Below are 23,846 nucleotides of genomic sequence, written 5' to 3'. Positions count from 1 at the left end.
GGGCTAGCGGCCCCGGCTGCGGAGCTCGGTCGCCAGCTGGGGCAGCAGCTCATCGATGAACGACGTGTCGTAGCCCTGACCCGAGAGCAACGCGTAGCTGAAGCGCGCCTTCATGACCTCGTCCGAGGTCGCCCCCAGCATGCCGTCGAGCGCGACACCGATCTCCTCCAGCATCCTGTCGACCTGCGCGGTGCGGTAGCCGCGCTGACCGGACGCCGCCTGCGGGATCCTCAGCTGGCGCAGATCCTTCCACGTCTTGACCTGCGGCATGCCGGGCATCGGTCCGGAGAGCTGCTGCTCGATCTGGCCGAGGAACGCGTCGACCTCGGTCTCGTCGTAGCCGCGCCTGCCGATCAACGGCCGGGAGAACCGGACGTCGCGGACGTCCTTGCCGGTCAGGTTGTCCTGGCCGAGCAGCGTCGCCTCGATGCGGTCGAGGAACGCGTCCACCTGGGACTCCTGGTAGCCGCGGCGGCCGCGGGGCGGGCGGTGGAACGCGACGTTGCGGACGTCCGCGGCGGTGAGCTTCGGTGACTCGACGGCCTTGGGGCTCGCGGCCTGCTGGGCCGGAGGTTGCTCCTGGGGGCGCGGCGGTGGCTGCGGGCGTCGCTGCTGCGGCCGTTGCTGTTGCTGCGGGAGCTGCGTCGTCGGCGGGGCCGTGCGGGGCGGCGGCGCCGTCTCGAACATGAGAACTACCAGGTCGAGGAACGTGTCGACGTCTTCCTCGTCGTAGCCGAACGTGCCGGGTGCCGTCTCGCCGAACACGGCGTCCTGAACCTCTTGCGCCGTCAGGTTGTCCCTGCCGCGCAGCGTGCCCTCGATGCGGTCGAGGAACGCGTCGATCTGGCCCTCGTGGTAGCCGCGGGTCCCCGGTCTCGGCTTGTGGAAGCGCACGGCGGCGACGTCGTCAGGGGACAGTCGTACCGCGGGTCTCATCGCCTGCGACGTGGCGTGCGCGCCCTGGGCGGGCGCTGAGGCCTGCGCGCGTTGCGGAGTGGACCGCAGCGTGTCCGCGACGAGTTCCATGAAGACGTTGACCTCGTTCACGTCGTAGCCGGGATCACGGGTCGCCGTGCTGAACTTGACGTTGAGGACGTCTTCGCGCGTGAGGATGTCCTTGCTCTTCATGGTGCTCTCGACCCGGTCGAGAAACGCGTCCACCTCAGCCGCGTCGTACCCGCGCTCACCACGCGGGGGACGGTGGAACGCGACCAGGGCCACGTCCTGCGCGGAGAGCAGAGGTGCCGGATGCGCGGGTAGACGATGCTGCGCTCCGGGGCCGCCCCGATCCACCAATGACCTCCTCCTGCGTACCTGTACTGGGGAGTATCGCGTTTCGCGTGGCATAACGTTTCGTCCTGATGGACCAAACGGCGCCACTACGATCACGAACATGAGTCAGTTCGTGGATGTGATGCTGGCGACGGCCGCAAACGGCGGGGACAGGGGCATGACGACGGGTGAACCCGCCGCGCCCGTCCGCCGGACCTGGGCCGAGGTGCACGAACGCGCCCGGCGGATGGCCGGTGCGCTCGACGTGGCGCCGGGCACCGCGATCGCCGTGCTCGCCGCCGAACCAGCCGTGATCGCCCCAGCCGTGCAAGCCGCATGGCTGTGTGGTGGCAGCGTCACGATGTTGCATCAACCCACACCACGCACCGACCTGGCCGAGTGGGCCGAGGACACGCTACGGGTGCTCGCCATGATCGACTCGCGTCTGGTCCTGCTCGGCAGCCCGTTCGACGCTCTGGCCGCCGTTCTGGACCAGCACGGAGTGCCCTACAGGCTGCTCTCCGAGCTCGACGCGGAGCCGATCGCCGCTCCTGTTCCCACCCCCGAGGATGCCACGGCACTGCTGCAGTTGACGAGTGGGTCCACCGCGGATCCGAAAGCCGTTCGCATCACCCACCGCAACCTGATGGCGAACGCCGAGGGCATGCGGATCGCAGCGGCACTGGATCCGTCCTCCGACGTCATGGTGTCGTGGCTGCCGCTGTTCCACGACATGGGGATGGTCGGCTTCCTGACCGTCCCGATGCTGTTCGGACTGGAACTGGTGAAGGTCACGCCGGTCGACTTCCTGTCGCGCCCCACCCTGTGGGCCGACCTGATCACCCGGTACCGCGGCACGATCACCGCCGCGCCGAACTTCGCCTACGCGATCGTGGCGCGCCGCCTGGCTTCCTCGTCCGACTCGTTCGACCTGTCCTCCCTGCGGCTGGCCCTGAATGGCGCCGAGCCGATCGATCCGGCCGCGGTGGAGGCGTTCGTGTCGGCCGGCGAACGGTTCGGGTTGCGGCCCGAGTCGATCCTCGCCGCCTACGGGATGGCCGAGACGACCCTGGGCGTGGCTTTCGCGCCGTTGTTCACCGGCCTGTCGGTGGACGTGGTGGACGCGGACGCCGTGGAAGCGGACAAGCGCGCCGTTCCCGCACCGGATGGCCGTGCCTTCCCGCTGCTCGGGCCGCCGTTGCCGGGTCTGGAACTGCGCGTGGTCTCGGACTCCGGTGAGGTGCTCGGCGTTCGGGACGTGGGCGAGCTGCAGATCCGCGGCGAGGCCGTCACGCCCGGCTACCTGACGGTGAACGGTCCACTGGCCACTCAGGACGCCGAAGGGTGGCTGGCCACCGGCGACCTCGGGTACGTGGTGGAGGACGGCCAGGTCGTCGTCTGCGGGCGGCGCAAGGACGTCATCATCATGGGCGGCCGGAACATCTACCCGACCGATGTGGAGCGTGCCGCCTGCTCGGTGGACGGGGTGCGCGCCGGCAACGCGGTGGCGGTGCGGCTGGACGCCGGGACGCAGCGCGAACGGTTCGCCGTGGTGCTGGAGTCGAAGCTGGCCGGCGACGCCACCGCCGAGAAGGATCTGGTCAAGCAGGTGACGGCCAGGGTCGTGGACGCGGTCGGGTTGCGGCCGTTCGCCGTGGTGGTGCAGCCGCCGGGGACGTTGCCGAAGACGCCGTCCGGCAAGCTCCGGCGGTCCGCGGCGGCCGCACTCGTCTAGTGCCGTGACGGCACTAGCTAGTAGAGGTCGTCGAGTTCGGTGAGTCGCCTGCGCAGTTCCTTCGCGCTCTTGCGGGGGAGCGCGCGGGCGACGAAGTCGAGCAGTTCACGCGCTTCGAACGGGTTGCCGCAGCAGTCCCAGAAGCCACAGCCGTTCTCGTCGTAGTCCCAGAGGCGGCGGTAGGGGGTGTGCACGAACTCGGTCCAGTGCCGCAGCGAGGACTGGACCGCGGTCGGCCAGAGGTAGCCGCGGCTCAGTTCGAGCCGCACGATGTCGGACAGGAAGCGGTCGCTGAACCCGTCCAGTTCGTTCGGGCGCCTACGCGGCATGGCCCTTTCGGTTGGTCATGCCGTCCATTGTCCCGCTAGTGGAAAGCGTTTTGTGCGGCTTCCAGGCCCTTGGTGACCAGGGCCTCGGCCGCGTCCGCCGCCCGGTCGATCTCCAGCGCGAGCTGCTTGCGCTCGACGGTGGAGAAGTCCTTCAGCACGTAGTCGGCCGGGTCCTGGCGGCCCGACGGGCGGTCCACGCCGAAGCGGAGGCGGTGGTAGTCCTTGGTGCCCAGGGACTTCGTGATCGAGCGGAGTCCGTTGTGGCCGTTGTCGCCACCGCCGAGCTTCATGCGCAGCGCGGCGAACGGGAGGTCGAGCTCGTCGTGGACCACCAGGATGGTGGTGGGCTTGAAGAACTTCACGGCGCTCGCCACCGGGCCGCCGGAGAGGTTCATGAAGCTGCGGGGCTTCGCGAGGACGACCCGGTGGCCGCTCAACCGGCCCTCGACGATCTCGGCGCCGGACTTGTGGGCCTTGAACCTGCCGCCGACGCGGGCGGCCAGTTCGTCGAGGACCAGGAAGCCGATGTTGTGGCGGTTGCCCTCGTAGCGGGGGCCTGGGTTGCCCAGCCCGACGATGAGGGCGAGGTCAGCGTCCACGGAACCGCAACTCCTGCTCGAGATCGTCCAGCAACGTGTCCACGGCCTGCACCTGGTATCCCTTGCCCAGCAGGCCGGACGTGGTGCTGAACCGGGTGTTGCGGACCTCGGTGGAGGTCATGGTGCCCCGGCCGTCCAGGTTCGCCGCTGCGCGGGTGAGGAAGGCGTCGACTTCGGCGCGATCGTAGCCGGTGCCGGTCTTCGGGAGCTTGCGCGCGTACAGGTCCTCGCCGGTGTTCAGGCCCGTCGGCGGCACGATGCCGTTGCGGACCTGGAACTCCAGCAGGTGCAGGACGCCGTCGACGCTGAGCGGGTCGTAGCCGTTCGGGACCGCGGCGAACCTCACGGTGCGCACGTGGTCCGGGTCGAGGCGGAGACGGCCTGCCAAGGCGTCGGCGACGATCTGCATGAACTCGTTCACCTGGTCCGGGTCGTAGCCCTGCCGCTTGCGGCGGAAGGTCTTCGACCGGACGTCGGCGGGCCTCAGGTACTGCAACGGCGCGCCGCCCCCCTCGTGAGGAGGTGGCGCGCCGTTGTCCCGGCCCGACGTGATGGGGCTCAGCTTTCCTCGGTGGCCTCGGCCGGAGCGGCCGCCTCGTCACCCTCGAGCTGCGCCGCGGACGGCGCCTCGTTCACGGCGACGACGAGGGCGTCGGCGTCGGTGATCAGGACGGCACCGGCCGGCAGCGTCAGGTCGCTGGCGTGGATCTGGGTGCCGGCGGCGACACCGGCGATCGACAGCTCGATCTGCTCGGGGATGTTGAGCGCGTCGGACTCGATCTGGATCGTGCTGAGGTCCTGCGTCAGCAGCGTGCCCGAGGCGGGCTCGCCCGAGATGACCAGCGGCACCTCGACCGTGACCTTCTCGCCGCGCTGGACGAGCAGCAGGTCGACGTGCTCGATGTAGTTCTTGATGGGATGCGTGGTGACGGTCTTGGTGAGCGCCAGCTCGCTGCCGCCGTCAAGGGCGAGAGTGAGGACGGCGTTCTGACCGTGCTCGCGGACGACACGGGCGAACTCGAGCGCCGGCAGGGCCAGGTGCTTCGGGTCGGAACCGTGGCCGTAGAGGACCGCGGGGATCTTGCCGGCGCGACGGGTACGGCGGGCGGCGCCCTTGCCGAATTCGGTGCGCTGCTCAGCGGCGAGACGAACCTCGGACACGGTGGGGTACTCCTTACAAGTCTGGCCTTGTACGTCGGGGCGGTGCACAAGTATCAGCGGTTCAGGCTTTGGGTGGTGGCCTGCGGCGGCGAGCAGCGCGGAAACGGGTCAACACGCGCGGCATCAAGCCACCGCGTCGATCACGTTGAGCTGGAAAGCTCGCCCTCGCCGAGGCAACCCGACCAGTGTAGGTGAGGCGGTATCGCGGAAGCCAATCGGGGGGTCCCTACCGCACTCCGCACCCCGCCGCCGGACGCACGCGGGGGCCCTGCGTTCCCCTGAAGGAAACGCGGGGCCCCCGCGTTCCGGCAAAAAGGTCAGGCGTTGCCGTCGAACAGCGAGGTGACGGAGCCGTCCTCGAACACTTCCTGGATCACGCGGGCCAGGAGGGGAGCGATCGACAGCACGGTCATGTTCGGGAACCGCTTCTCCGCCGGGATCGGCAGGGTGTCGGTGAACACGACCTCGCGGGCGCCCGAGTCCTGCAGGCGCTGCGTGGCCGGGCCGGAGAGGATGCCGTGCGTCGCGGCGATGACCACGTCGGCGGCGCCCTCGTTCAGCAGCTGCCGCACGGCGCCGGCGATGGTGCCGCCGGTGTCGACCATGTCGTCGATCACGATGCAGAGGCGGCCCTCGACCTTGCCGACCACCCGGTTCGAGACGACCTCGTTCGGGCGCAGCGGGTCACGCGTCTTGTGGATGAACGCGATCGGGGCGCCGCCGAGGGTGTCGGCCCACTTCTCGGCCAGCTTGGTGCGGCCGGAGTCGGGGGAGACGACGGTGATCTCGTGGCCCGCGTACTTGCCGCGGATGTGGTCGGCCAGCAGGGGCATGGCCCACAGGTGGTCGACCGGGCCGTCGAAGAAGCCCTGGATCTGGGCGGTGTGCAGGTCGACGGACACGAGGCGGTCGGCGCCCGCGGTCTTGAACAGGTCGGCCACCAGCCGCGCGGAGATGGGCTCGCGGCCGCGGTGCTTCTTGTCCTGCCGGCTGTACGGGTAGAACGGCATGATCACGGTGATGCGCTTGGCGGAGGCCCGCTTCAGGGCGTCGACCATGATCAGCTGCTCCATCAGCCACTGGTTGATGGGCGCGGTGTGGGACTGGATGACGAACGCGTCACAGCCACGCACGGACTCCTCGAAGCGGACGAAGATCTCGCCGTTGGCGAAGTCGTAGGCCGACTGCGGGGTCACCGTGACGTTGAGGTGCTTCGCGACCTCTTCCGTCAGCTCGGGGTAGGCACGCCCGCCGAAGAGCATCAGGTTCTTCTTCGGTGTGCCGGGCATCTGCGGGTTCACGGTCAGCGACCCTCCTCTGTCTGTTCCGAACTCTGCTTCGCGAGGGCGGCTGCCGCTGCCTGGGCCGCGGCGGTTCCGTCACGGCGGCTGAGGACCCAGCCTTCGAGATTGCGTTGCGGGCCACCGGACACGGCGAGCGCGCCCGGTGGGACGTCGCGGCGCAGGACGGTGCCCGCGCCGGTGTACGCGCCGTCGCCCACGGTCACCGGTGCCACGAACATGTTGTCCGAGCCGGTGCGGCAGTGGGATCCGACGATCGTGCGGTGCTTGTTCACCCCGTCGTAGTTGACGGTTACCGATGCTGCACCGATGTTGCTGTGATCGCCGATCGTGGCGTCACCGATGTAGGACAGGTGGGGAACCTTCGAACCTTCGCCGATCGTCGAGTTCTTGGTCTCGACGAACGTGCCGATCTTGCCCTTCACGCCTAGAGACGTGCCAGGGCGGAGGTAGGCGAACGGGCCGACGGACGCGCCGTCGCCGATCACCGAGTCGCTGCCGTGGGTCCGCACGACCGAGGCGCCGGCGCCCACGGTCACGCCGGACAGCGTCGTGTCCGGGCCGACGACCGCGTTCGCGCCGATCACCGTGCCCGCGCGGAGCTGCACGTTCGGCTCGATCAGGGCGTCCTGGCCGACCCGCACGTCCGCGTCCACCCACACCGAGGCCGGGTCGACGACGGTCACGCCGGAGCGCATCAGGCCCTCGACGAGGCGGCGGTTCATCTCGGCGCCCACGGCCGCGAGCTGCACGCGGTCGTTGACGCCCTCGACGAGCCAGCGGTCGGACGCGATCAGCGCGCCCACGCGCAGGCCGTCGCCGCGGGCGATGCCCAGCACGTCGGTCAGGTACAGCTCGCCCTGCGCGTTGTCGGTGGACAACCGCGACAGGCCGTCGCGCAGCACCGCCGCGTCGAACGCGTAGACGCCGGAGTTGATCTCGTTGATCAGCTGCTCGGCGTGGTCGGCGTCCTTCTGCTCCACGATCCGCTGCACGGAGCCGTCGGCGTCGCGGACGATCCGGCCGTACCCGGTGGGGTTCTCCACCACGGCCGTCAGGACTGTGACCGCGTTGCCGGCCGCCGAGTGCTCGTCGAGCAGCGCGGTGAACGTCTGGGTGTCGAGCAGCGGCACGTCGCCGTAGCTCACGATCACCGTGCCGGCCAGGTCGTGCGGCAGTTCGGCCAGGCCGCACGAGACGGCGTGCCCGGTGCCCTTCTGCTCGGCCTGCACCGCGACGGTGACCTTGCGGCCCAGCGTCCCGGCGAGGGTCTCCAGATGCTCTGTGACGGCTTCACGGCCATGGCCGACGACGACGGCCAGGTGGTCGGGATCTGTGCCGGCCGCCGCGCGCACCGCGTGTTCGACGAGTGAACGTCCGGCGATCCGGTGCAGCACCTTGGGCGTGGACGACCGCATGCGGGTGCCTTCCCCGGCGGCGAGCACGACCGTGCTGACAGGGCCCTCGAGCATCAATGCTCTCCCTAACAGGCTGGGTGTTTCGAAGTCCGCGGACCAGCCTAAGCCTCCGCGGACGGCTCCCCCGCCACCGCCGCTACCTGGCAGCCACCCTGGCGCTTCGCCACGTACATCGCCGAGTCCGCCCTCGACAGGGCCTGGTTGGCGGATTCACGCGGGCGCAGTGAGATGACGCCGACCGACAGCGTCACCCCGCGGGAGAGGTCGATTGGCAAGCCCGCCACGGCATCCACGGCCCGGCCGAGCGCTGCTTCGGCGGCGTGCAGGGGGGCGCCCGGCAGCAGCACGACGAACTCGTCGCCGCCGTAGCGGGCCACCATGTCGTCACCCCGCAGGGCCTGCCGGAGTGTGCTGGCAATCACCCGGAGGACATCATCACCCTCGGCATGTGAATGCCGGTCGTTCACGCCCTTGAACCCGTCGAGGTCGACCAGTGCGATGGAGAAGGGGTCGACCTGACCGGCGATGAGCTCGCTCATCTTGTCGTCGAGCGCGCGCCGGTTCGGCAGCCCCGTCAGCGGGTCCTGCAACGCCTGCTGCGCGATGGCGCCGTGCGCCCGCGTCAGCCGTTCGTGTTCGCGGCGCGTCTGCAACGTGGCCACGCGGGACTCCCGCATCTGCCACAGCTCCAGCTCCAGGGCCGCGTTGTACGCCTGCAACGCCGATGTCGTGTGTGGACCGGACAGGTGCGCGTACTCGCGTTCCAGCGACAGCACCAGCGACGGTTCCGACGTGTCGTGCTCCATCTGCGTGCGCGTGTCGTCGAGCACCTTGAGCGCGTCGTCGAGCCGGTTCGCCTCGACCAGGCACCGGGCCAGTGCGATCGCGACGATGATCAGCTCCCGCGCGTACATCGACAGGCCGCGCAACGACCACAGCCGGTCGAGGTGGTCCCGGCTCGGGTTCGTCAGCGCGTGGGCCGCGCCGAGGATCGGCACCTGCTCGGCGGCGTCGAGGTCGCGCCGGCCGGGGTGCAGCGACTGCCGGAACGGCACCTCGGCGGCCTCGGCGAGCCCGGAGGCCACCCGGAACTGCTCGTGCGCGGCGTCGTGCAGGTTCACCCGTTCGAGCCGCAGGCCCCAGCCGATCCGCAGCCGGGCCCGGTTCACCAGGTGCACGTAGATCTGGTGCGGCTGGCCGCTCTCGCGCAACGCGTTGTTCGCGCGCGCCAGCACGTCGTCCGCCATCTCGTAGACGCCGAGCTGGGTGAGCACGAGCGCGATGTCCTGCAGCGTCGTCGCGAGCAGCTGGTCCCAGATCCGCTTGTCGAAGACCGGATCGATCTCGGGTTCCTCGTCGAGCATCATCGCGAGCGCCGACGCGATCTCGGTCAGCGCCTTGTCCTCGGCGTTGCCCAGCAGGAACCGGCGCCCGCGCAACGCCCGCGAGTCCGCCTCCAGCACGATCAGGCCGTGGCGGCGGCAGTGGCTGAGCATCTCGTCGAGCTGCGGGTCGGACATGTCGACCAGCCCCGGCGTCACCAGCCGGACCACGGCCGCGGCGCGCAGCAGCTGCGCGACGATGCGAGGCTCGCCGCGGCCCTGCGCCTCGGCGAGGATGCGGTCGACCTCGGAGGCCGCGTCGAGCTGCGCGGCGAGGTGGCTGCTCTGGGCGACGGCGACAAGCTCGCTCGCGCGGCCCACCAGCCACGCGTCGGACATCTCGTGGTGGCGGTGGCCCACGTTGCCCTGCTCGTCGACCGTTTCCTCGGGCAGCTTCACACCTCCCAAGAGCGCGACCCTGTGCCCTCAAGGCCCTTGCTCCGCCACCAGGATTCGAACCTGGACCATCGGAACCAAAATCCGAGGTGCTGCCTTTACACCATGGCGGAACAGGCGAACTCGCGCCCGCCCTGCCGCACATGTTGTCACGAGTGGTCCTCTTCTTGTCCAACCACCACTCACCCGGCTCAGCTCAAGATCACGGCCGGGCACCGATTGACCTGGTCAGGAAGTCGCCGAGCGCGCCGCGGTACGTGTCGGTCGCCACATTCCATCCCGAAGTGTGGTCCGCGCCGGGGATCTCCACGTACTGCAGCGGCCACCCGAGCCCGCCCGCCGCGGTCGCGAGGTCGCGCGAGGACTGGGCCGGCACGGTGCCGTCCGCCGAGCCGTGGAACAGCAGCGTCGGCGGCTTGTGCGCGGGCGGGTTGGCGACGAGGTCGAACCGGTCGAAGTCGATGCCGGCGCGCCAGCCGGACACGACCTCGGCGACCGGCGTCAGCCACGTCGGCACGCCCCGGTTCTGCGCCTGGAGGTTCAGCGTCTCCGTCCAGTCCGTGACGGGGGAGTCGAGCACCACGCCGCTGACGGCCTCCGCGAGGCCGGACCGGGCGAGCGTCTGGCCGACGATCGCGCCACCCATCGACCAGCCGTAGAGCACGACGTTGCGCGCGCCCTGGCCCTGCGCGTACCTGATGGCCGCCTCGACGTCGTGCCACTCGGTGTCGCCGAGGTGGTAGAGGCCGTCCGGCGACTTCGGCACGCCGGAGTCGTTGCGGTAGGTGATCAGCAAAACGGGCAATCCAGCACCATGGAGCTGAGGAACCACGCGCAGGGCCTCTTCGCGCGACGCGCCCCGCCCGTGCACGGTGATGACCCACGTGTCCTTGTTCGCCGCCGGGACGAACCACGCGGGCATGTCGCCGAGTTCGCCCGGGACCGCGACGTCGCTGTAGACGAGCCCGAGCGAGGTCTTCGGGTTGCCCTCGTAGACGTCGGTCTCCATGCGCACCGAGGTGCCCTCGGGCGGTGCGGTGCCCTCTAACAGAGGGCGTTCGACGCGACCGTCCTTCGTGGAGGCGACGTCACCGACCTTGGCGGTGCCGCCGGGCCAGACGATGCCGAACGTGCCGCGTTGCAGCGTGAGCTTCGATTCGGCGAGAACGATGTTCTCGTCGTCCACGCCGAGTGCGGTCTCGGGGTAGCGCCGTGGCACTTCCGCCGGTTCGAGCAGCTCACCGCTGTAGTACCAGCCGATGCCGCCCAGAGCCACCGTGACCAGCACGAGCAGGACGAGCAACGAGGTCGCGGTGATCCGGATGATCTTGCGTCTGGCCATCTACCGATGATGCCGCGTCGAGGCCTGGATTCCAGGCGACACAGCGCGGAGAACCTGAGAATTCCCAGTGGAGTGTGGCGAGCACGCGCGACCTAACTTACGCTTCCGTAAGTTACGGTTCCGTAGGTTCGCTGACCCCTCACCCCCAGAGGTTTGCGCATGACCACGACCATTGGCCAGAGCACCGACCAAGGCCCCAAACCGCTCTTCGACGGACGACGCAGCCACGCGGAACAGCTCGGCGTGTACGTGTTCGTCATCGTTCCCTTCATCGCCCTGCTCGCCGCCATCCCCTTCGCCTGGGGCTGGGGGCTCGGCTGGGTGGACGTCGCCCTCTTCGTCGCCTTCTACTACCTCTCCGGCCTGGGCGTGACGATCGGCTACCACCGCCACTTCACGCACGGCTCGTTCAAGGCCAAGCGCCCGCTGAAGATCGCCCTGGCGATCGCCGGATCGATGGCGCTGCAGGGCCCGGTCATCGACTGGGTCGCCGACCACCGCCGCCACCACGCCTTCTCCGACCGCGAGGGCGACCCGCACTCGCCGTGGCTGTTCGGCACCGGCCCCGCGGCGCTGGCCAAGGGCTTCTGGCACGCGCACATGGGGTGGCTGTTCGACCGGGACAAGACCAACCACCAGCGCTTCGCGCCCGACCTGCTGGCCGACAAGGACATCGTGTGGGTCGACAAGCACTTCGTGGCGTGGACGACGATCTCCCTGGCCGCGCCGGGTGTCCTCGGCGGCCTGCTCACGTGGTCGTTCTGGGGTGGCGTGACCGCGTTCTTCTGGGCCGGCCTGGTCCGGGTCGCGTTCCTGCACCACGTCACGTGGTCGGTGAACTCGATCTGCCACATGGTCGGCGACCGCCCGTTCGCCGCGCGCGACCGCTCCGCCAACGTGTGGGCGCTCGCGATCCTCAGCTTCGGCGAGTCGTGGCACAACCTGCACCACGCCGACCCGACCTCAGCGCGGCACGGCGTGAAGCGCGGCCAGATCGACACCTCGGCCCGCCTGATCTGGATCTTCGAGAAGTTCGGCTGGGCCTGGAACGTGCGCTGGCCGAACGACCAGCGCCTGGCCAGGATCACCGTGAAGGAATGAGCTTTGTAGGCTCACCGGGGTGACCAGGGTCAGGATGACGGGCAAGGAACGCCGAGAGCAGCTCCTGGACGTCTCCCGGGCCCTGTTCGCCGAGAAGGGCTTCGAGGCGACCTCGATCGAGGAGATCGCCCACCGTGCCGACGTGTCCAAGCCCGTCGTCTACGAGCACTTCGGCGGCAAGGAAGGCATCTACGCCGTCGTGGTGGACCGCGAGATGCAGCGCCTGATGGACCAGATCGTCACGGCGCTGGAGGACGGCGAACACCCGCGTGAGCTGCTGGAACGGGCCGCCTGCGCGTTGCTCGACTACATCGAGGGCTCGACGGACGGGTTCCGCATCCTGGTGCGCGACTCGCCCGTCGCCTCGTCCTCCGGCACGTTCTCGTCGCTGCTGAACGACATCGCCTCGCAGGTCGAGCACATCCTCGGGCTGCACTTCGCCAAGCAGGGCTACGACCGCAAGCTCGCCGCGCTGTACGCGCAGGCACTGGTCGGGATGGTCGCGCTGACCGGGCAGTGGTGGCTGGAGGCGCGCAAGCCGAAGAAGGACGAGGTCGCCGCGCACCTGGTCAACCTGGCGTGGAACGGCCTCTCGGCCATGGACCACAAGCCCCGGCTGCGCAGCCGTTCCTGATCCAGCGGGCATCGGTAAGCGCGCTTACCATCTGCACGCATGGCGACGAACTCCTTTGTGCACGGCGCCGAAGGTCCGGCTGGCGGTGAAACGGTGCGAGGGTCCCGCGGCGATGTCCACGTGTGGGCGGAGTGGGGCCGCAGCCCGGATTCCGTGACGCTGTCGGGACCGTTCGTCGAGGGGTCGGACGGCACGACGGCGTCGGCCCCGTGACGCGGTTCTCCGCCCCGGAAGAGTCCCCCGGTTTCCTCTTGTGGCGGGTGACGCTCGCGTGGCAGCGGGCCATGCGAGCGGCGTTGGCCCCACACGAACTGACGCCGGTGCAGTTCGTCCTGCTCGCGTCCTTGTGGTGGTTGGTCACCCACAGCGGTACGCCTTCGCAGCAACGTCTCGCCGAGCACGCGGGCACCGATCCGATGATGACCTCGCAGGTCCTGCGCAGGCTCGCGGACCGCGGGCTGGTCGAGCGCGAGATCGACCCGGCGGACTCGCGGGCGCGGCTGCTGCGCCTCACCGGGACGGGAAAGGCGCTGGTGGACAGGGCCGTGAAGGACGTCGAGGACGCGGACCAGGCCTACTTCGCCGCGCTGGGCGACCAGCAGCAGACCTTCGTCCGCGGGCTCACACGCCTCCTGTGAGCCTCAGCAGCTTGTCGTTGTTGCCGTTCGACGTCGTGAGGTAGAGCGACCCGTCCGGCGCGGTGCGAGCGGCGCGCAGACGGCCGTAGGTGTCGTTGAGCTCCTCGGGGATGCTGACGTTCTGCACCTTGCCGCCGTCGTCCAGCGTGAAGAGCAGCAGCTTCGAGCCCTTCAGCGCGGTGATGGCGAGCTTGCCGTTCCAGAACGCCGCCTGGCAGATCGCCTCGGTCGTCGAGCCGGACGACCACACCGCCGGCACCGCGTCCGGGAACCGTTGCAGGTCGGTCATGGGGACGCTCTCGTCGTACCCGCCCCGCGTGCCGCCCTCGGACGGGTCCCAGCCGTAGTTGGCGCCCGCGCGCAGCAGGTTGACCTCGTCGTCGACGTTCGGCCCGTGCTCGCTGGAGAACGCCTGGTCGCTGCCCGGCCGGAACACCACGCCCTGCACGTTGCGGTGGCCGTAGGTGTAGATCCGGCGCTCGTTGGCGTTGCCGGAGGACGCGAACGGGTTGCCGGCGGCGCCCTCACCGGTCTCCGCGTCGATCCGCAGCACCTTGCCGCCGAGGCTCGTGCGGTCCTGCGGGTTGCGCGCCTGCGCGATGTCACCGGTCGCGACGTACATCGAGCCGTCCGGCGCCAGCGTGGGACGGCAGCCGGAGTGCCGGCCGCTCGAGTTCGACGGCATGCCGGTGAGCAGGTCCTTCACCTTGGTGGCCCGCGTGCCGTCCAGCCGGAACGTCACCAGCCGCACGTCTTCCGAGGTGTTGTAGCAAACGGTGAACCGCTGGTTGTCGGGGTGGACCACCAGGCCCATCAGCCCGCCCTCGCCGCGCGCCTGCACGTCCGCGAGGTCGACGTCGACAGGCGTGACCTGGCCGCCGCGCACCAGCTTGATCCGCCCGGGCCGTTCGGTGACCAGCATCGCGCCGTCGGGCAGGAACCCGATGTCCCACCCGTGCTGGAACCCGCCCGCGACCTCCTCGACCTTCAGGCCCTGCGGTGCGGGAGCCTTCGACGGCGCGGTGCCGCCCGGCTCCGGCGCCGAACAGGCCGCAGCGACCAGCACCAACCCTGCAGCAACGAGTGCGCGCATGTCGTAACTATGCGTTTTGTGCCGTGGAGGTTCCGTAAGGCCGCTCAACGGGCAGCAACGCGCGCGCTCCGTCCAGATCACGCGCACGCACCTTCTCGTGGACGGCGTGCGCAAGGGCTGTCACGTCGGTGATGCCGACCGTCCACTCGTGCACGTACCTCCACACGGCCTCGCGGGTCAGGCCGATCTGGATGGACCGGTGCGGAAGCGCCTCGTGGTTCAGGCCGCGCTCCGGATCCCACTGCACGCGCACGGCGGGCTTGCCGCCGATGCTGCTCTCGACCGCGTTGGAGACCGCCCAATCGAACCCCGGACGGGTGATGCGCACGGCCAGGACGCGTTCCTGGCCCTCCTTCCGGGCGTACCCGCAGCGGTACATCATCCAGAGGAACGACGGCTTGATCCACGTCATCCGCTCCATCTTGAACGGCGGCACGAACCGTTGCGCCGCCACCGCGGGCTCGGCGATCGCCGGCGAATAGGCCTGGTAAACCACGATGGACTGATCGTCGTAGTCAGCCCTGATCTCTCTCATCGACACGGAACACAGGGTGACTGCCCGGCGTTCGTCCGAGCCACCGGATTTTCCGGGGGCAGGGTCCGCGGCGTTCACCACCGCGGGCACGCTGCGGCGTGCCCGGCCCGGATTCCTGGGCCGGCTCGTCGAGGCTGACCCCTCACCGCCGCTCTGCTGGGGCTGGGCTCGAGCCACCCGATAAGGGTTCGCGGAACGAGCTAAGGTGGGGAGTGAGGCCCCTCGTCCCAGGCAGGGGTCTGTCCGGCGTCTCCGCTCTCGACCGGGGTTCCTCACATGCCGCTGCTCGGCCTGCTCTCCTCCGTCCTGCCCGACAAAGCCCTCCGCACGTTGATCGACTCGGCCGGTGTGCCCGAGTTGGCGCTCGACGGTCCGCTGGCCGCCCGCCCGCTGGTGGTCGCGGCGCTGTCCACCGCGCGGCCGGTCCTGGCCGTCACGGCGACCGGCCGGGAGGCCGAGGAGCTGACGAACGTCCTGAAAGACCTCGTCGGCCACGACAAGGTGGCGTTCTTCCCGAGCTGGGAGACGCTGCCGCACGAACGGCTGTCGCCCCGCGCGGACACTGTGGGCGCGCGGTTGCAGGTCCTGCGCAGGCTCAAGCACCCCGAGGGCAACCCGGTCAGGGTCGTCGTCACCACCGTCCGCAGCCTGATCCAGCCGATGGCGCCGGGCCTCGGCGACCTGAAGCCGGTGCACCTCGTGGTCGGTGAGGAGCAGGACTTCGCCGAGCTGATCACGCGCCTGGCCGAGAACGCCTACAGCCGCGTCGACATGGTCGAGAAGCGCGGCGAGTACGCGACCCGCGGCGGCATCCTCGACATCTTCCCGCCGACGGCCGAGCACCCGTACCGCGTCGAGTTCTGGGGCGACGAGGTCAGTGAGATCCGGCCGTTCTCGGTGCAGGACCAGCGATCGCTGCCGGAGGAGGTCACCGGCTTCGTCGCGCCGCCGTGCCGTGAGCTGCTGCTGACCGACGACGTGAAGGACCGCGCGGCCGAGCTCGCGCAGGAGCACCAGTCGGACGCGCACCTCGCGGAGATGCTGGAGAAGATCTCGGCCGGGATCGCGGTCGAGGGCATGGAGGCGCTGATCCCGGCGCTGTGCCCCGGTGACCTGCAGCTGCTGACCGACGTCGTCGAGCCCGGCACGCACGTCCTGCTCAACGACCCGGAGAAGATCCGCGCCCGCGCGGCCGACCTGGTGCGCACGGGCCAGGAGTTCCTGGAAGCGTCGTGGATGGCGGCGGCCGCGGGCGGCAAGGCGCCGATCGACCTCGGGCGCAGCGCCTACCAGGGCCTCGGCGAGATCTCCGAGCACGCGAAGGCGAACGACCGTCCCTGGTGGACGCTCAGCCAGCTCACCACCGACTCCCCGGACGTCGTGCACCTCGACGTCAAGCCGGTCGAGGCCTACCAGGGCGACGTCGAGCGCGCGTTCACGGACCTCAAGGCGCACACGGCGACGGGTGGTGCGGCCGTGCTGGTCGTGCCCGGTGCCGGTACCGCGCAGCGCGCCGTCGAACGGATGCTGGAGGCCGAGGTCTCCGCGGTCTGCGTCGAGTCCCTCGACGAGGCACCGAAGGCGGGCACCGTCACGGTCGTGCGCGGCGCGCTCGAGGACGGGTTCGTGCTGCCGGACCTCGCGCTGGTCGTGCTGACCGAGACCGACCTGACCGGCGGCCGCGGCGGCACGTCCACAAAGGACATGCGCAGGATGCCGTCCAAGCGGCGCAACGCGGTCGACCCGCTCGCGCTCAAGGCCGGCGACTTCGTGGTGCACGAGCAGCACGGCATCGGCAAGTACGTGGAGATGGTCCAGCGCACGGTCGCCGGGGCCACCCGCGAGTACCTCGTCCTCGAGTACGCGTCGTCCAAGCGCGGCCAGCCGGGCGACCGGCTGTTCGTCCCGACCGACCAGCTCGACGAGGTCAGCCGGTACGTCGGCGGCGAGCTGCCGACGCTCAACAAGCTCGGCGGCAGCGACTGGAAGAACACGAAGTCCAAGGCGCGCAAGGCGGTCAAGCAGATCGCGGCCGAGCTGGTGCAGCTCTACGCGGCCCGGCAGAGCGCTCCCGGCCACGCGTTCGCGAGCGACACGCCCTGGCAGCGCGAGCTGGAGGACGCGTTCGCGTTCACCGAGACGCAGGACCAGATGGCCGCGATCGACGAGGTCAAGGCCGACATGGAACGCGGCGTCCCGATGGACCGCGTCATCTGCGGTGACGTCGGCTACGGCAAGACGGAGATCGCGGTCCGCGCGGCGTTCAAGGCGGTGCAGGACGGCAAGCAGGTCGCCGTGCTGGTGCCGACGACGCTGCTCGCCCAGCAGCACCTCAACACGTTCGCCGAGCGGATGCGCCAGTTCCCGGTGAACGTCAGGGGGCTCAGCCGCTTCACCGATCCCGCCGAGTCCGAGCAGGTGATCGCCGGGCTCGCGGACGGCGAGGTCGACATCGTGATCGGCACGCACCGGCTGCTGCAGAAGACCGTGCGGTACAAGGACCTCGGCCTCGTGATCGTGGACGAGGAGCAGCGGTTCGGCGTCGAGCACAAGGAACACATCAAGGCGCTGCGCACGCACGTCGACGTGCTGACGATGTCCGCGACGCCGATCCCGCGCACGCTGGAGATGTCGCTCGCCGGGATCCGCGAGATGTCGACGATCCTGACCCCGCCGGAGGAACGGCACCCGATCCTCACCTACGTCGGCGCGTACGACGACAAGCAGGTCGGTGCGGCCATCCGCCGCGAGCTGCTGCGCGACGGCCAGGTCTTCTACGTGCACAACCGGGTCTCGACGATCGAGAAGGCCGCCAAGCGCATCCGCGAGCTGGTGCCGGAGGCCCGCGTGGTCACCGGGCACGGCCAGATGAACGAGGACAAGCTCGAACACCTCATCCAGGGGTTCTGGGAGCGCGAGTACGACGTCCTCGTCTGCACCACGATCGTCGAGACCGGCCTCGACATCTCCAACGCCAACACGTTGATCGTCGAGCGCGGCGACCTGCTGGGCCTCGCCCAGCTGCACCAGCTGCGCGGCCGCGTCGGCCGTGGCCGCGAGCGGGGCTACGCGTACTTCCTGTACCCGTCCGAGACGCCGCTGACCGAGCACGCGCACGACCGGCTCGCGACGATCGCGCAGAACACCGAGCTCGGCGCGGGCATGGCCGTCGCGATGAAGGACCTGGAGATCCGCGGCGCCGGCAACATCCTCGGCGCCGAGCAGTCCGGTCACATCGCGGGCGTCGGCTTCGACCTCTACGTCCGGCTGGTCGGCGAGGCCGTCGAGGCGTTCCGCAGGCACGCGGGAGCCGACGGCGGCGTCGAGGAGGAGGAGCTCGCCGAGGTCAGGGTCGACCTGCCGGTCGACGCGCACATCCCGCACGAGTACGTGCCGGGCGAGCGGCTGCGGCTGGAGGCCTACCGCAAGATCGCGGCGGCCTCCGACGAAGCGGCGCTGACGTCCGTCTGGGACGAGCTCAAGGACCGCTACGGCACGCCGCCGGAACCGGTCGAGCGCCTGCTCGGCGTCGCCCGCCTGCGGCACGCCTGCCGCCGCCACGGGGTCACCGAGGTGATCGCGATGGGCCAGAACCTGCGGTTCGCGAAGCTGGAACTGCTCGACTCGCAACTGGTGAGGCTGCGCAGGCTCTTCCCGAAGGCCGTCTACAAGCAGACGATGGGCACGGTCACCGTGCCTAGGCCGACGGAGGGAGCGGCAGGCGGCCGGATGGGTGCACCGCAGCTGCGTGACCAGGAACTGCTGGACTGGTGCGCCGCGTTCCTGAACTCGCTCGCGGGGACTCCCGTGACCGGAGTCACCAAGGCGTGAGAGGGTAGATCCTTGTGAGCACTGTTCTGAAGCGTTTCTCGCTGGTCGGTGTTGCCGTGGCTCTGCTGGCCACCGGTTGCGGCACGGGCCCCGCGAAGGCCGGTTCGGCCGCGATCGTCGGCGATCAGTCGATCGACCTGGAGACCGTCCAGGGCCGCACCGTGACGGTGCTCAAGAAGGAGCCCGCCGCCCAGCAGATGCAGGACCAGGGCAAGCTCGACGGGGTCTCGCGGCTCGTCCTGGCCGACGAGATCACGCACAAGATCGCCGAGCACGCGGCGCAGCGCGAGAACATCACGGTCGACGAGACCAAGGTGTACGACGCGGTGCAGGAGAAGGGCGGGCCGGAGGAGGCCTCCAAGCAGAGCGAGCAGGACGCCACCACGATCCACCGCCGCCAGCGCGACGTGCTGGTCATGGGCGAGCTCGCGAAGCGCAACCTCTCCACGCTCGAGGTCGTGATCGACTTCTTCCAGGTCAAGGACCCGAAGGAAGCGAAGGAGAAGGCGGCCGAGGTCGCGGCCGACTCCGCGAAGATGTCGAAGTTCGTGCAGGAGGCCCCGCGCACCACCAGCGGCCAGCAGGCGTCGGCGACGAACCAGAAGGTCCGCGTCACCGAGAACCCGTCGCTGGTGCACACGATGCTGTGGGGCGTGAAGCCCGGCACCGTCGTCGCCTTCCCGGCCGACGAGCAGCAGTCCAGCTGGATGGTCGCGCTGGTCAAGGAGCGCAACACGGTCTCGCCGACGCCGGGCGAGGAAGACCTGATCGAGCGCATCGACCCGCAGCTGCTCGCCGCGTTCGGCCTGCGGATCGCGCAGTTCCTGACGGCGGACCTGAACATCGAGGTCAACCCCCGCTACGGCGTGTGGGACCCGACCAACGCGCAGGTCGTCGGCAACGCCGGTGAGAGGGCCGGTTTCGTCGGCGTGGCGGCGACCAAGAACAAGTCTTGATCACCGTCGTCGTCCTGAGCGAGCGGCTCGGCGCCGTGCTGCCCGCCGCCGCCCTGCCCGCGTTGCGCACGGCCAATGCCGTCTACGCGGGCGAGGGCGTGCCCCTGGAGTTCTGGTCCGGGCTCGGTGTCGACGGCCCCGCGCCCGCTGTCATCGAGGACGGCGCGGTGGTGATCACGACCGACGCGTCCGCGTACCCGGACGCTCGGGTGGTCACGACGCCGGAGCCGCTGGGCGCCGCGCTGCTCGACGCGGCCGCGGTGATGCACCGGTTGCGGTCGCCCGGCGGCTGCCCGTGGGACGCCGAGCAGGACCACGAGTCGTTGCGCCAGTACCTGGTCGAGGAGACCTTCGAGCTGCTGGAGGCGATCGAGGACGGCGACCGCGCGGCGATGCGCGAGGAACTGGGCGACGTCCTGCTCCAGGTGCTGTTCCACGCGCGGGTCGCGGCGGAGGATCCCGCCGACCCGTTCGACATCGACGCCGTGGCGGCCGAACTGGTCGCGAAGCTCGTCGGGCGGCACCCGCACGTCTTCGAGGGCCACGACCCGGCCGTGCACGACGCCACCTCCCAGCAGCACCGGTGGGAGGAGCTCAAGCAGGCCGAGAAGCGCCGCGAGTCCAGTGTGGACGGTGTCGCGCTCGGTCAGCCGGCCGTGGCGCTGGCCGCGAAGCTGGTGCAGCGCACGAAACGCGCCGGCTTCCCGGTCGACCTGCTTCCCGAGGGCGACGACACGGGCACGACGTTGTTCGCCGTGACCGCGCTGGCCAAGCTCGCGGAGGAGGACCCGGAGACGGAGCTCCGCCAGATCTGCCGCCGGTTCGCCGCGAACGTGCGCGACGCGGAGGCCAAGGCGCGGGCCGAAGGCCTGGATTCGCTCGCGGCTGAGGACTGGCGGCGTTTTTGGCCCTCCTGAACCGGTGAGTGTGGGCTAACGTCGATCACGTGACTTACCTGCGGTATCCGCATTTGCGCGGTGACTTGGTGACGTTCGTGGCCGAGGACGACGTGTGGCTCGCGCCCGTCGACGGAGGAAGGGCCTGGCGCGCGTCCGCTGACCAGGTACCGGCCCGCACACCCCGGTTCTCCCCCGACGGCACACAGCTGGCCTGGGCCAGCTGGATCGACGGCGCGCCGGAGGTGCGGGTGGCGCCTGTGGACGGTGGCCCCGCACGCCGGTTGACGCACTGGGGAGTGGCCAGGACGGCCGTGTCCGGGTGGACGCCGGACGGACGCGTGCTCGCGGTGTCGACCACCGGGCAGATGTCGAGGCACCGCAAGCAGGCGCACGCCGTCGCGCTGGACGGCGGACCGTCCGAGGTGCTGCCGTACGGGTGGGTCAACGACGTGTCGTTCGGCCCGGACGGCCAGGTGGTCACGTCGTCGAGCTACATGCAGGAACCGGCGTGGTGGAAGCGGTACCGCGGCGGTACCGCCGGCAAGCTCTGGGTGGACACCGAGGGCTCCGGCGAGTTCACCCGAGTGCTCTCGGAGCTGAAGTCGTCGCTGGCGAACCCGATGTGGGTCGGCGACCGCATCGCGTTCCTGTCCGACCACGAGGGCGTCGGCAGCGTGTACTCGGTGCTGCCGGACGGCACCGACCTGCGCCGCCACTCGGAGGGCGAGTTCTACGCGCGCAACGCCTCCACCGACGGCTCGCGGGTGATCTTCCACCAGGCCGGTGAGCTGTGGCTGCTGGAAGGCCTGTCGGACCTGCGCAAGCTCGACATCAGGCTCGGCGGGCCGCGCACCGGCCTGCAGCCGCGCCACATCAAGGCTTCCGGCAACATCGAGTCGTTCAGCGTCGACCACACCGGCCGCGCGTCGGCGGTCGAGGTCCGCGGTTCCGTGCACTGGGTGACGCATCGCGACGGCCCCGTGCGCGTGCTGGCCGACCGCTCGGACGTCCGCGCGCGGCTGCCGAAGGTGCTCGGCGAGACCGGCCACGTGGTGTGGGTGACGGACGTCGACGGCGAGGAAGCCCTGGAGATCGCGCCCGTCGGTGGCGTCGAGCCGGGCAACACCGCGCGCCGGATCGCCTCCGGTGCGCTGGGCCGGGTCATGTCGCTGGCCGCCGCGCCGGACGGTTCCCGCGTCGCCGTCGCCACGCACGACGGCCGGTTGCTGCTGGTGGACATCGCTTCCGGCGAGGTGCGTGAGGTCGTCCGCGGGGCGAACGCGCACATCACCAACCTCGCGTTCTCGCCCGACTCGTCGTGGCTCGCGTGGGCGCATCCGGGGCCGACCCCGTTGCGGCACATCAAGATGGTGAACGCGACCGATCTGTCCGTTGTGGACGTGACGCCGCTGCGGTTCGCCGACTTCGCGCCGACGTTCACCGAGGACGGCAAGTACCTGGCGTTCCTGTCGATCCGCACGTTCGACCCGGTCTACGACGCGCACGTGTTCGACCTGTCGTTCCCGACCGGCTGCCGGCCGCACCTCGTGCCGCTGGCCGCCACCACGCCGTCGCCGTTCGCGCCGATGCAGGGCGGGCGCCCGGTCGGCGACGAGGACAAGGACTCCGAGGACGACGACGAGAAGACCCCGGTCACGAAGGTCGACATCGACGGCCTCGCCGACCGCGTCGTGCCGGTGCCCGTCGCCGCCGCCGAGTACGTGTCCCTGAAGGCGGCCCGCGGCGGGTTGCTGTGGCTGCGCCGGCCGTTGCTCGGGGTTCTGGGCGACAACCTGGCGTCGCCGGACGCGCGGCCGCCGCGCACGGTGCTGGAGCGGTTCGACTTCGCGAAGAAGAAGACCGAGGTGCTGGCGGACAGCGCGGAAGCGTTCGCGGTGTCCGGTGACGGCAAGCGGATGGTCGTCGAGGACCGCGGTGACCTGCGGGTCGTGCCGACCGACAGCAAGGCCGACGAGGACTCCGCCGACTACGTGGAGATCGACCTGGCGCGGGTGCGGGTCGTCGTCGACCCAGCCCTGGAGTGGGCGCAGATGTACGCCGAGAACGGGCGGCTCATGCGCGACCACTTCTGGCGCACCGACATGGGCGGCGTCGACTGGCAGGGCGAGCTGGACCGCTACCGGCCGCTGGTGGCCGGGGTGGGCAGCCACGACGAGCTGGTCGACCTGCTGTGGGAGGTGCAGGGCGAGCTGGGGACGTCGCACGCGTACGTCTGGGGTTCCCCATCGCACGTGCCCGCGTCCCGGCGGCAGGGCCTGCTGGGTGCCGATCTGGTGCGTTCGGGTTCCGACTGGGTCATCGAGCGCGTGATCCCCGGCGAGACGTCCGACCCGCACGCCCGTTCCCCGCTGGCCGCTCCTGGAGTGGCTGTGCGCGCGGGTGACGCCCTGGTCGCCGTCGACGGCCGTCCGGTCGGTCTGGCCGGTCCTGGTGCGTTGCTGGTGGGCACGGCGAACAAGCCCGTGGAACTGACCGTGCGGCCCGCCGGTGGTGGTGAGCTGCGCCGGGTCGTCGTCGTGCCGCTGGCCGACGAGGAGCCGCTGCGGTACCACGACTGGGTCGCGAACCGCCGGGCGTTCACGCACGCGCGGTCCGGTGGCCGGGTGGGCTATCTGCACGTGCCGGACATGATGGGTGCCGGGTGGGCTCAGCTGCACCGCGACCTGCGCGTCGAACTGGCGCGTGAGGCTCTGGTGCTGGACGTGCGGGAGAACGGTGGAGGCCACACCTCCCAGCTCGTGATCGAGAAGCTCGGCCGCAAGGTGATCGGCTGGTCCGTGGCCCGCGGGTACACGGCGTCCGAGTCGTACCCGCAGGACGCGCCGCGCGGCCCGGTGGTGGCGGTGGCCGACGAGTACGCCGGGTCGGACGGCGACATCGTCAACGTGGCCATCAAGGAGCTCGGGATCGGGCCCGTCGTCGGCATGCGGACCTGGGGCGGGGTCATCGGCATCGACATGCTCTACTCGCTGGTCGACGGCACCATGGTCACCCAGCCGAGGTACGCGTCCTGGTTCAAGGGCCACGGGTGGGACGTCGAGAACTACGGTGTCGACCCGGACATCGAGGTGGTCATGTCGCCGTCCGACCGTGTCGCCGGCCGCGATCCGCAGCTGGAGAAGGCCGTGTCGATGGCGTTGGAGAGCCTCTCGTCCTCGCCGGCTGCTCACGCTCCGGAGTTGCCGCCGCTGGCCTGAAGCACC

At 70.2% G+C, this 23,846-nt stretch carries 19 protein-coding genes and 1 tRNA gene; 8 read left to right on the top strand and 12 right to left on the bottom strand.

Annotation, left to right across the window (positions count from 1 at the left end; genetic code table 11):
• Positions 1-3 precede the first annotated feature (3 nt).
• The gene (locus tag ACRSBM_RS36715; protein ID WP_434450918.1) at positions 4-1,293 is read right to left on the bottom strand and encodes a DivIVA domain-containing protein; all 1,290 of its coding nucleotides are present in this window, start codon (positions 1,291-1,293) and stop codon (positions 4-6) included.
• A 100-nt stretch (positions 1,294-1,393) separates the two neighbouring features.
• On the opposite strand from ACRSBM_RS36715, the gene ACRSBM_RS36710 reads away from it, so the two are divergent.
• On the top strand, positions 1,394-3,007 hold the full coding sequence (locus ACRSBM_RS36710; protein WP_434450917.1) for a fatty acyl-AMP ligase: 1,614 nt from the start codon (positions 1,394-1,396) through the stop codon (positions 3,005-3,007).
• A gap of 17 nt (positions 3,008-3,024) precedes the next feature.
• Here ACRSBM_RS36710 and ACRSBM_RS36705 read toward each other — a convergent pair whose 3' ends face one another.
• From ACRSBM_RS36705 to ACRSBM_RS36665, 9 genes are all read right to left on the bottom strand, one after another.
• The gene (locus ACRSBM_RS36705; RefSeq protein WP_434450915.1) at positions 3,025-3,336 is read right to left on the bottom strand and encodes a hypothetical protein; all 312 of its coding nucleotides are present in this window, start codon (positions 3,334-3,336) and stop codon (positions 3,025-3,027) included.
• A gap of 35 nt (positions 3,337-3,371) precedes the next feature.
• Positions 3,372-3,935: an aminoacyl-tRNA hydrolase gene (gene pth, locus ACRSBM_RS36700; protein WP_434450914.1), complete on the bottom strand. Its 564-nt coding sequence runs from the start codon at positions 3,933-3,935 to the stop codon at positions 3,372-3,374.
• Positions 3,925-4,431, bottom strand: a complete 507-nt coding sequence (locus tag ACRSBM_RS36695; protein WP_434450912.1) for a DivIVA domain-containing protein — start codon at positions 4,429-4,431, stop codon at positions 3,925-3,927. Before ACRSBM_RS36695 ends, pth begins: the two co-directional genes overlap by 11 nt.
• Before the next feature lie 62 nt (positions 4,432-4,493).
• A complete protein-coding gene (locus tag ACRSBM_RS36690; protein ID WP_434450910.1) occupies positions 4,494-5,096 on the bottom strand; it encodes a 50S ribosomal protein L25/general stress protein Ctc in 603 nt (200 codons plus the stop codon).
• A 317-nt stretch (positions 5,097-5,413) separates the two neighbouring features.
• Entirely contained in the window at positions 5,414-6,385 is a 972-nt protein-coding gene (locus ACRSBM_RS36685) for a ribose-phosphate diphosphokinase (protein WP_434453376.1), read from the bottom strand.
• 14 nt (positions 6,386-6,399) lie between these two features.
• Positions 6,400-7,869 carry a bifunctional UDP-N-acetylglucosamine diphosphorylase/glucosamine-1-phosphate N-acetyltransferase GlmU gene (gene glmU, locus ACRSBM_RS36680; protein WP_434450908.1) on the bottom strand — a complete coding sequence of 490 codons (1,470 nt, stop codon included), beginning with the start codon at positions 7,867-7,869 and terminating at the stop codon, positions 6,400-6,402.
• A 47-nt stretch (positions 7,870-7,916) separates the two neighbouring features.
• The gene (locus tag ACRSBM_RS36675) at positions 7,917-9,596 is read right to left on the bottom strand and encodes a GGDEF domain-containing protein (protein ID WP_434453374.1); all 1,680 of its coding nucleotides are present in this window, start codon (positions 9,594-9,596) and stop codon (positions 7,917-7,919) included.
• A 39-nt stretch (positions 9,597-9,635) separates the two neighbouring features.
• Positions 9,636-9,706: transfer RNA gene (locus ACRSBM_RS36670), tRNA-Gln, on the bottom strand.
• Positions 9,707-9,795: 89 nt separating this feature from the next.
• Positions 9,796-10,935, bottom strand: coding sequence for an alpha/beta hydrolase family protein (locus ACRSBM_RS36665; RefSeq protein ID WP_434450907.1), 1,140 nt, complete (start codon positions 10,933-10,935; stop codon positions 9,796-9,798).
• 159 nt (positions 10,936-11,094) lie between these two features.
• Between ACRSBM_RS36665 and ACRSBM_RS36660 the strand changes: the two genes are divergently transcribed.
• From ACRSBM_RS36660 to ACRSBM_RS36650, 3 genes are all read left to right on the top strand, one after another.
• A complete protein-coding gene (locus tag ACRSBM_RS36660; RefSeq protein WP_434450905.1) occupies positions 11,095-12,036 on the top strand; it encodes an acyl-CoA desaturase in 942 nt (313 codons plus the stop codon).
• 34 nt (positions 12,037-12,070) lie between these two features.
• Positions 12,071-12,670 (top strand): TetR family transcriptional regulator, encoded by a 600-nt coding sequence (locus tag ACRSBM_RS36655; RefSeq protein ID WP_434453372.1) that lies wholly within the window; start codon positions 12,071-12,073, stop codon positions 12,668-12,670.
• A 209-nt stretch (positions 12,671-12,879) separates the two neighbouring features.
• Positions 12,880-13,308: a MarR family winged helix-turn-helix transcriptional regulator gene (locus ACRSBM_RS36650; protein ID WP_434450903.1), complete on the top strand. Its 429-nt coding sequence runs from the start codon at positions 12,880-12,882 to the stop codon at positions 13,306-13,308.
• Here ACRSBM_RS36650 and ACRSBM_RS36645 read toward each other — a convergent pair.
• Together ACRSBM_RS36645 and ACRSBM_RS36640 are read right to left on the bottom strand one after the other, a co-directional pair.
• Positions 13,292-14,401, bottom strand: a complete 1,110-nt coding sequence (locus ACRSBM_RS36645) for a PQQ-dependent sugar dehydrogenase (protein ID WP_434450901.1) — start codon at positions 14,399-14,401, stop codon at positions 13,292-13,294. The two genes, ACRSBM_RS36650 and ACRSBM_RS36645, sit on opposite strands and share 17 nt — an antisense overlap.
• 7 nt (positions 14,402-14,408) lie before the next feature.
• The gene (locus tag ACRSBM_RS36640; protein ID WP_434453370.1) at positions 14,409-14,936 is read right to left on the bottom strand and encodes a DUF4291 domain-containing protein; all 528 of its coding nucleotides are present in this window, start codon (positions 14,934-14,936) and stop codon (positions 14,409-14,411) included.
• 276 nt (positions 14,937-15,212) lie between these two features.
• Here ACRSBM_RS36640 and mfd point away from each other — a divergent pair, with 276 nt between their 5' ends.
• The 4 genes from mfd to ACRSBM_RS36620 are packed head-to-tail and all read left to right on the top strand — an operon-like array spanning position 15,213 to position 23,840.
• Positions 15,213-18,767 carry a transcription-repair coupling factor gene (gene mfd, locus ACRSBM_RS36635; RefSeq protein ID WP_434450899.1) on the top strand — a complete coding sequence of 1,185 codons (3,555 nt, stop codon included), beginning with the start codon at positions 15,213-15,215 and terminating at the stop codon, positions 18,765-18,767.
• 14 nt (positions 18,768-18,781) lie between these two features.
• The gene (locus ACRSBM_RS36630) at positions 18,782-19,723 is read left to right on the top strand and encodes a hypothetical protein (protein WP_434450897.1); all 942 of its coding nucleotides are present in this window, start codon (positions 18,782-18,784) and stop codon (positions 19,721-19,723) included.
• The gene (locus tag ACRSBM_RS36625) at positions 19,720-20,640 is read left to right on the top strand and encodes a MazG family protein (protein ID WP_434450895.1); all 921 of its coding nucleotides are present in this window, start codon (positions 19,720-19,722) and stop codon (positions 20,638-20,640) included. Before ACRSBM_RS36630 ends, ACRSBM_RS36625 begins: the two co-directional genes overlap by 4 nt.
• A 29-nt stretch (positions 20,641-20,669) precedes the next feature.
• Positions 20,670-23,840 carry a S41 family peptidase gene (locus ACRSBM_RS36620; protein ID WP_434450893.1) on the top strand — a complete coding sequence of 1,057 codons (3,171 nt, stop codon included), beginning with the start codon at positions 20,670-20,672 and terminating at the stop codon, positions 23,838-23,840.
• Positions 23,841-23,846 lie beyond the last annotated feature (6 nt).

The organism is Lentzea xerophila (genome assembly GCF_051094245.1).
In the GTDB taxonomy this organism is placed as follows: domain Bacteria; phylum Actinomycetota; class Actinomycetes; order Mycobacteriales; family Pseudonocardiaceae; genus Lentzea; species Lentzea xerophila.
Note: the sequence above shows the minus strand (reverse complement) of the source record. Positions and strands in the feature narration are given on the sequence as shown.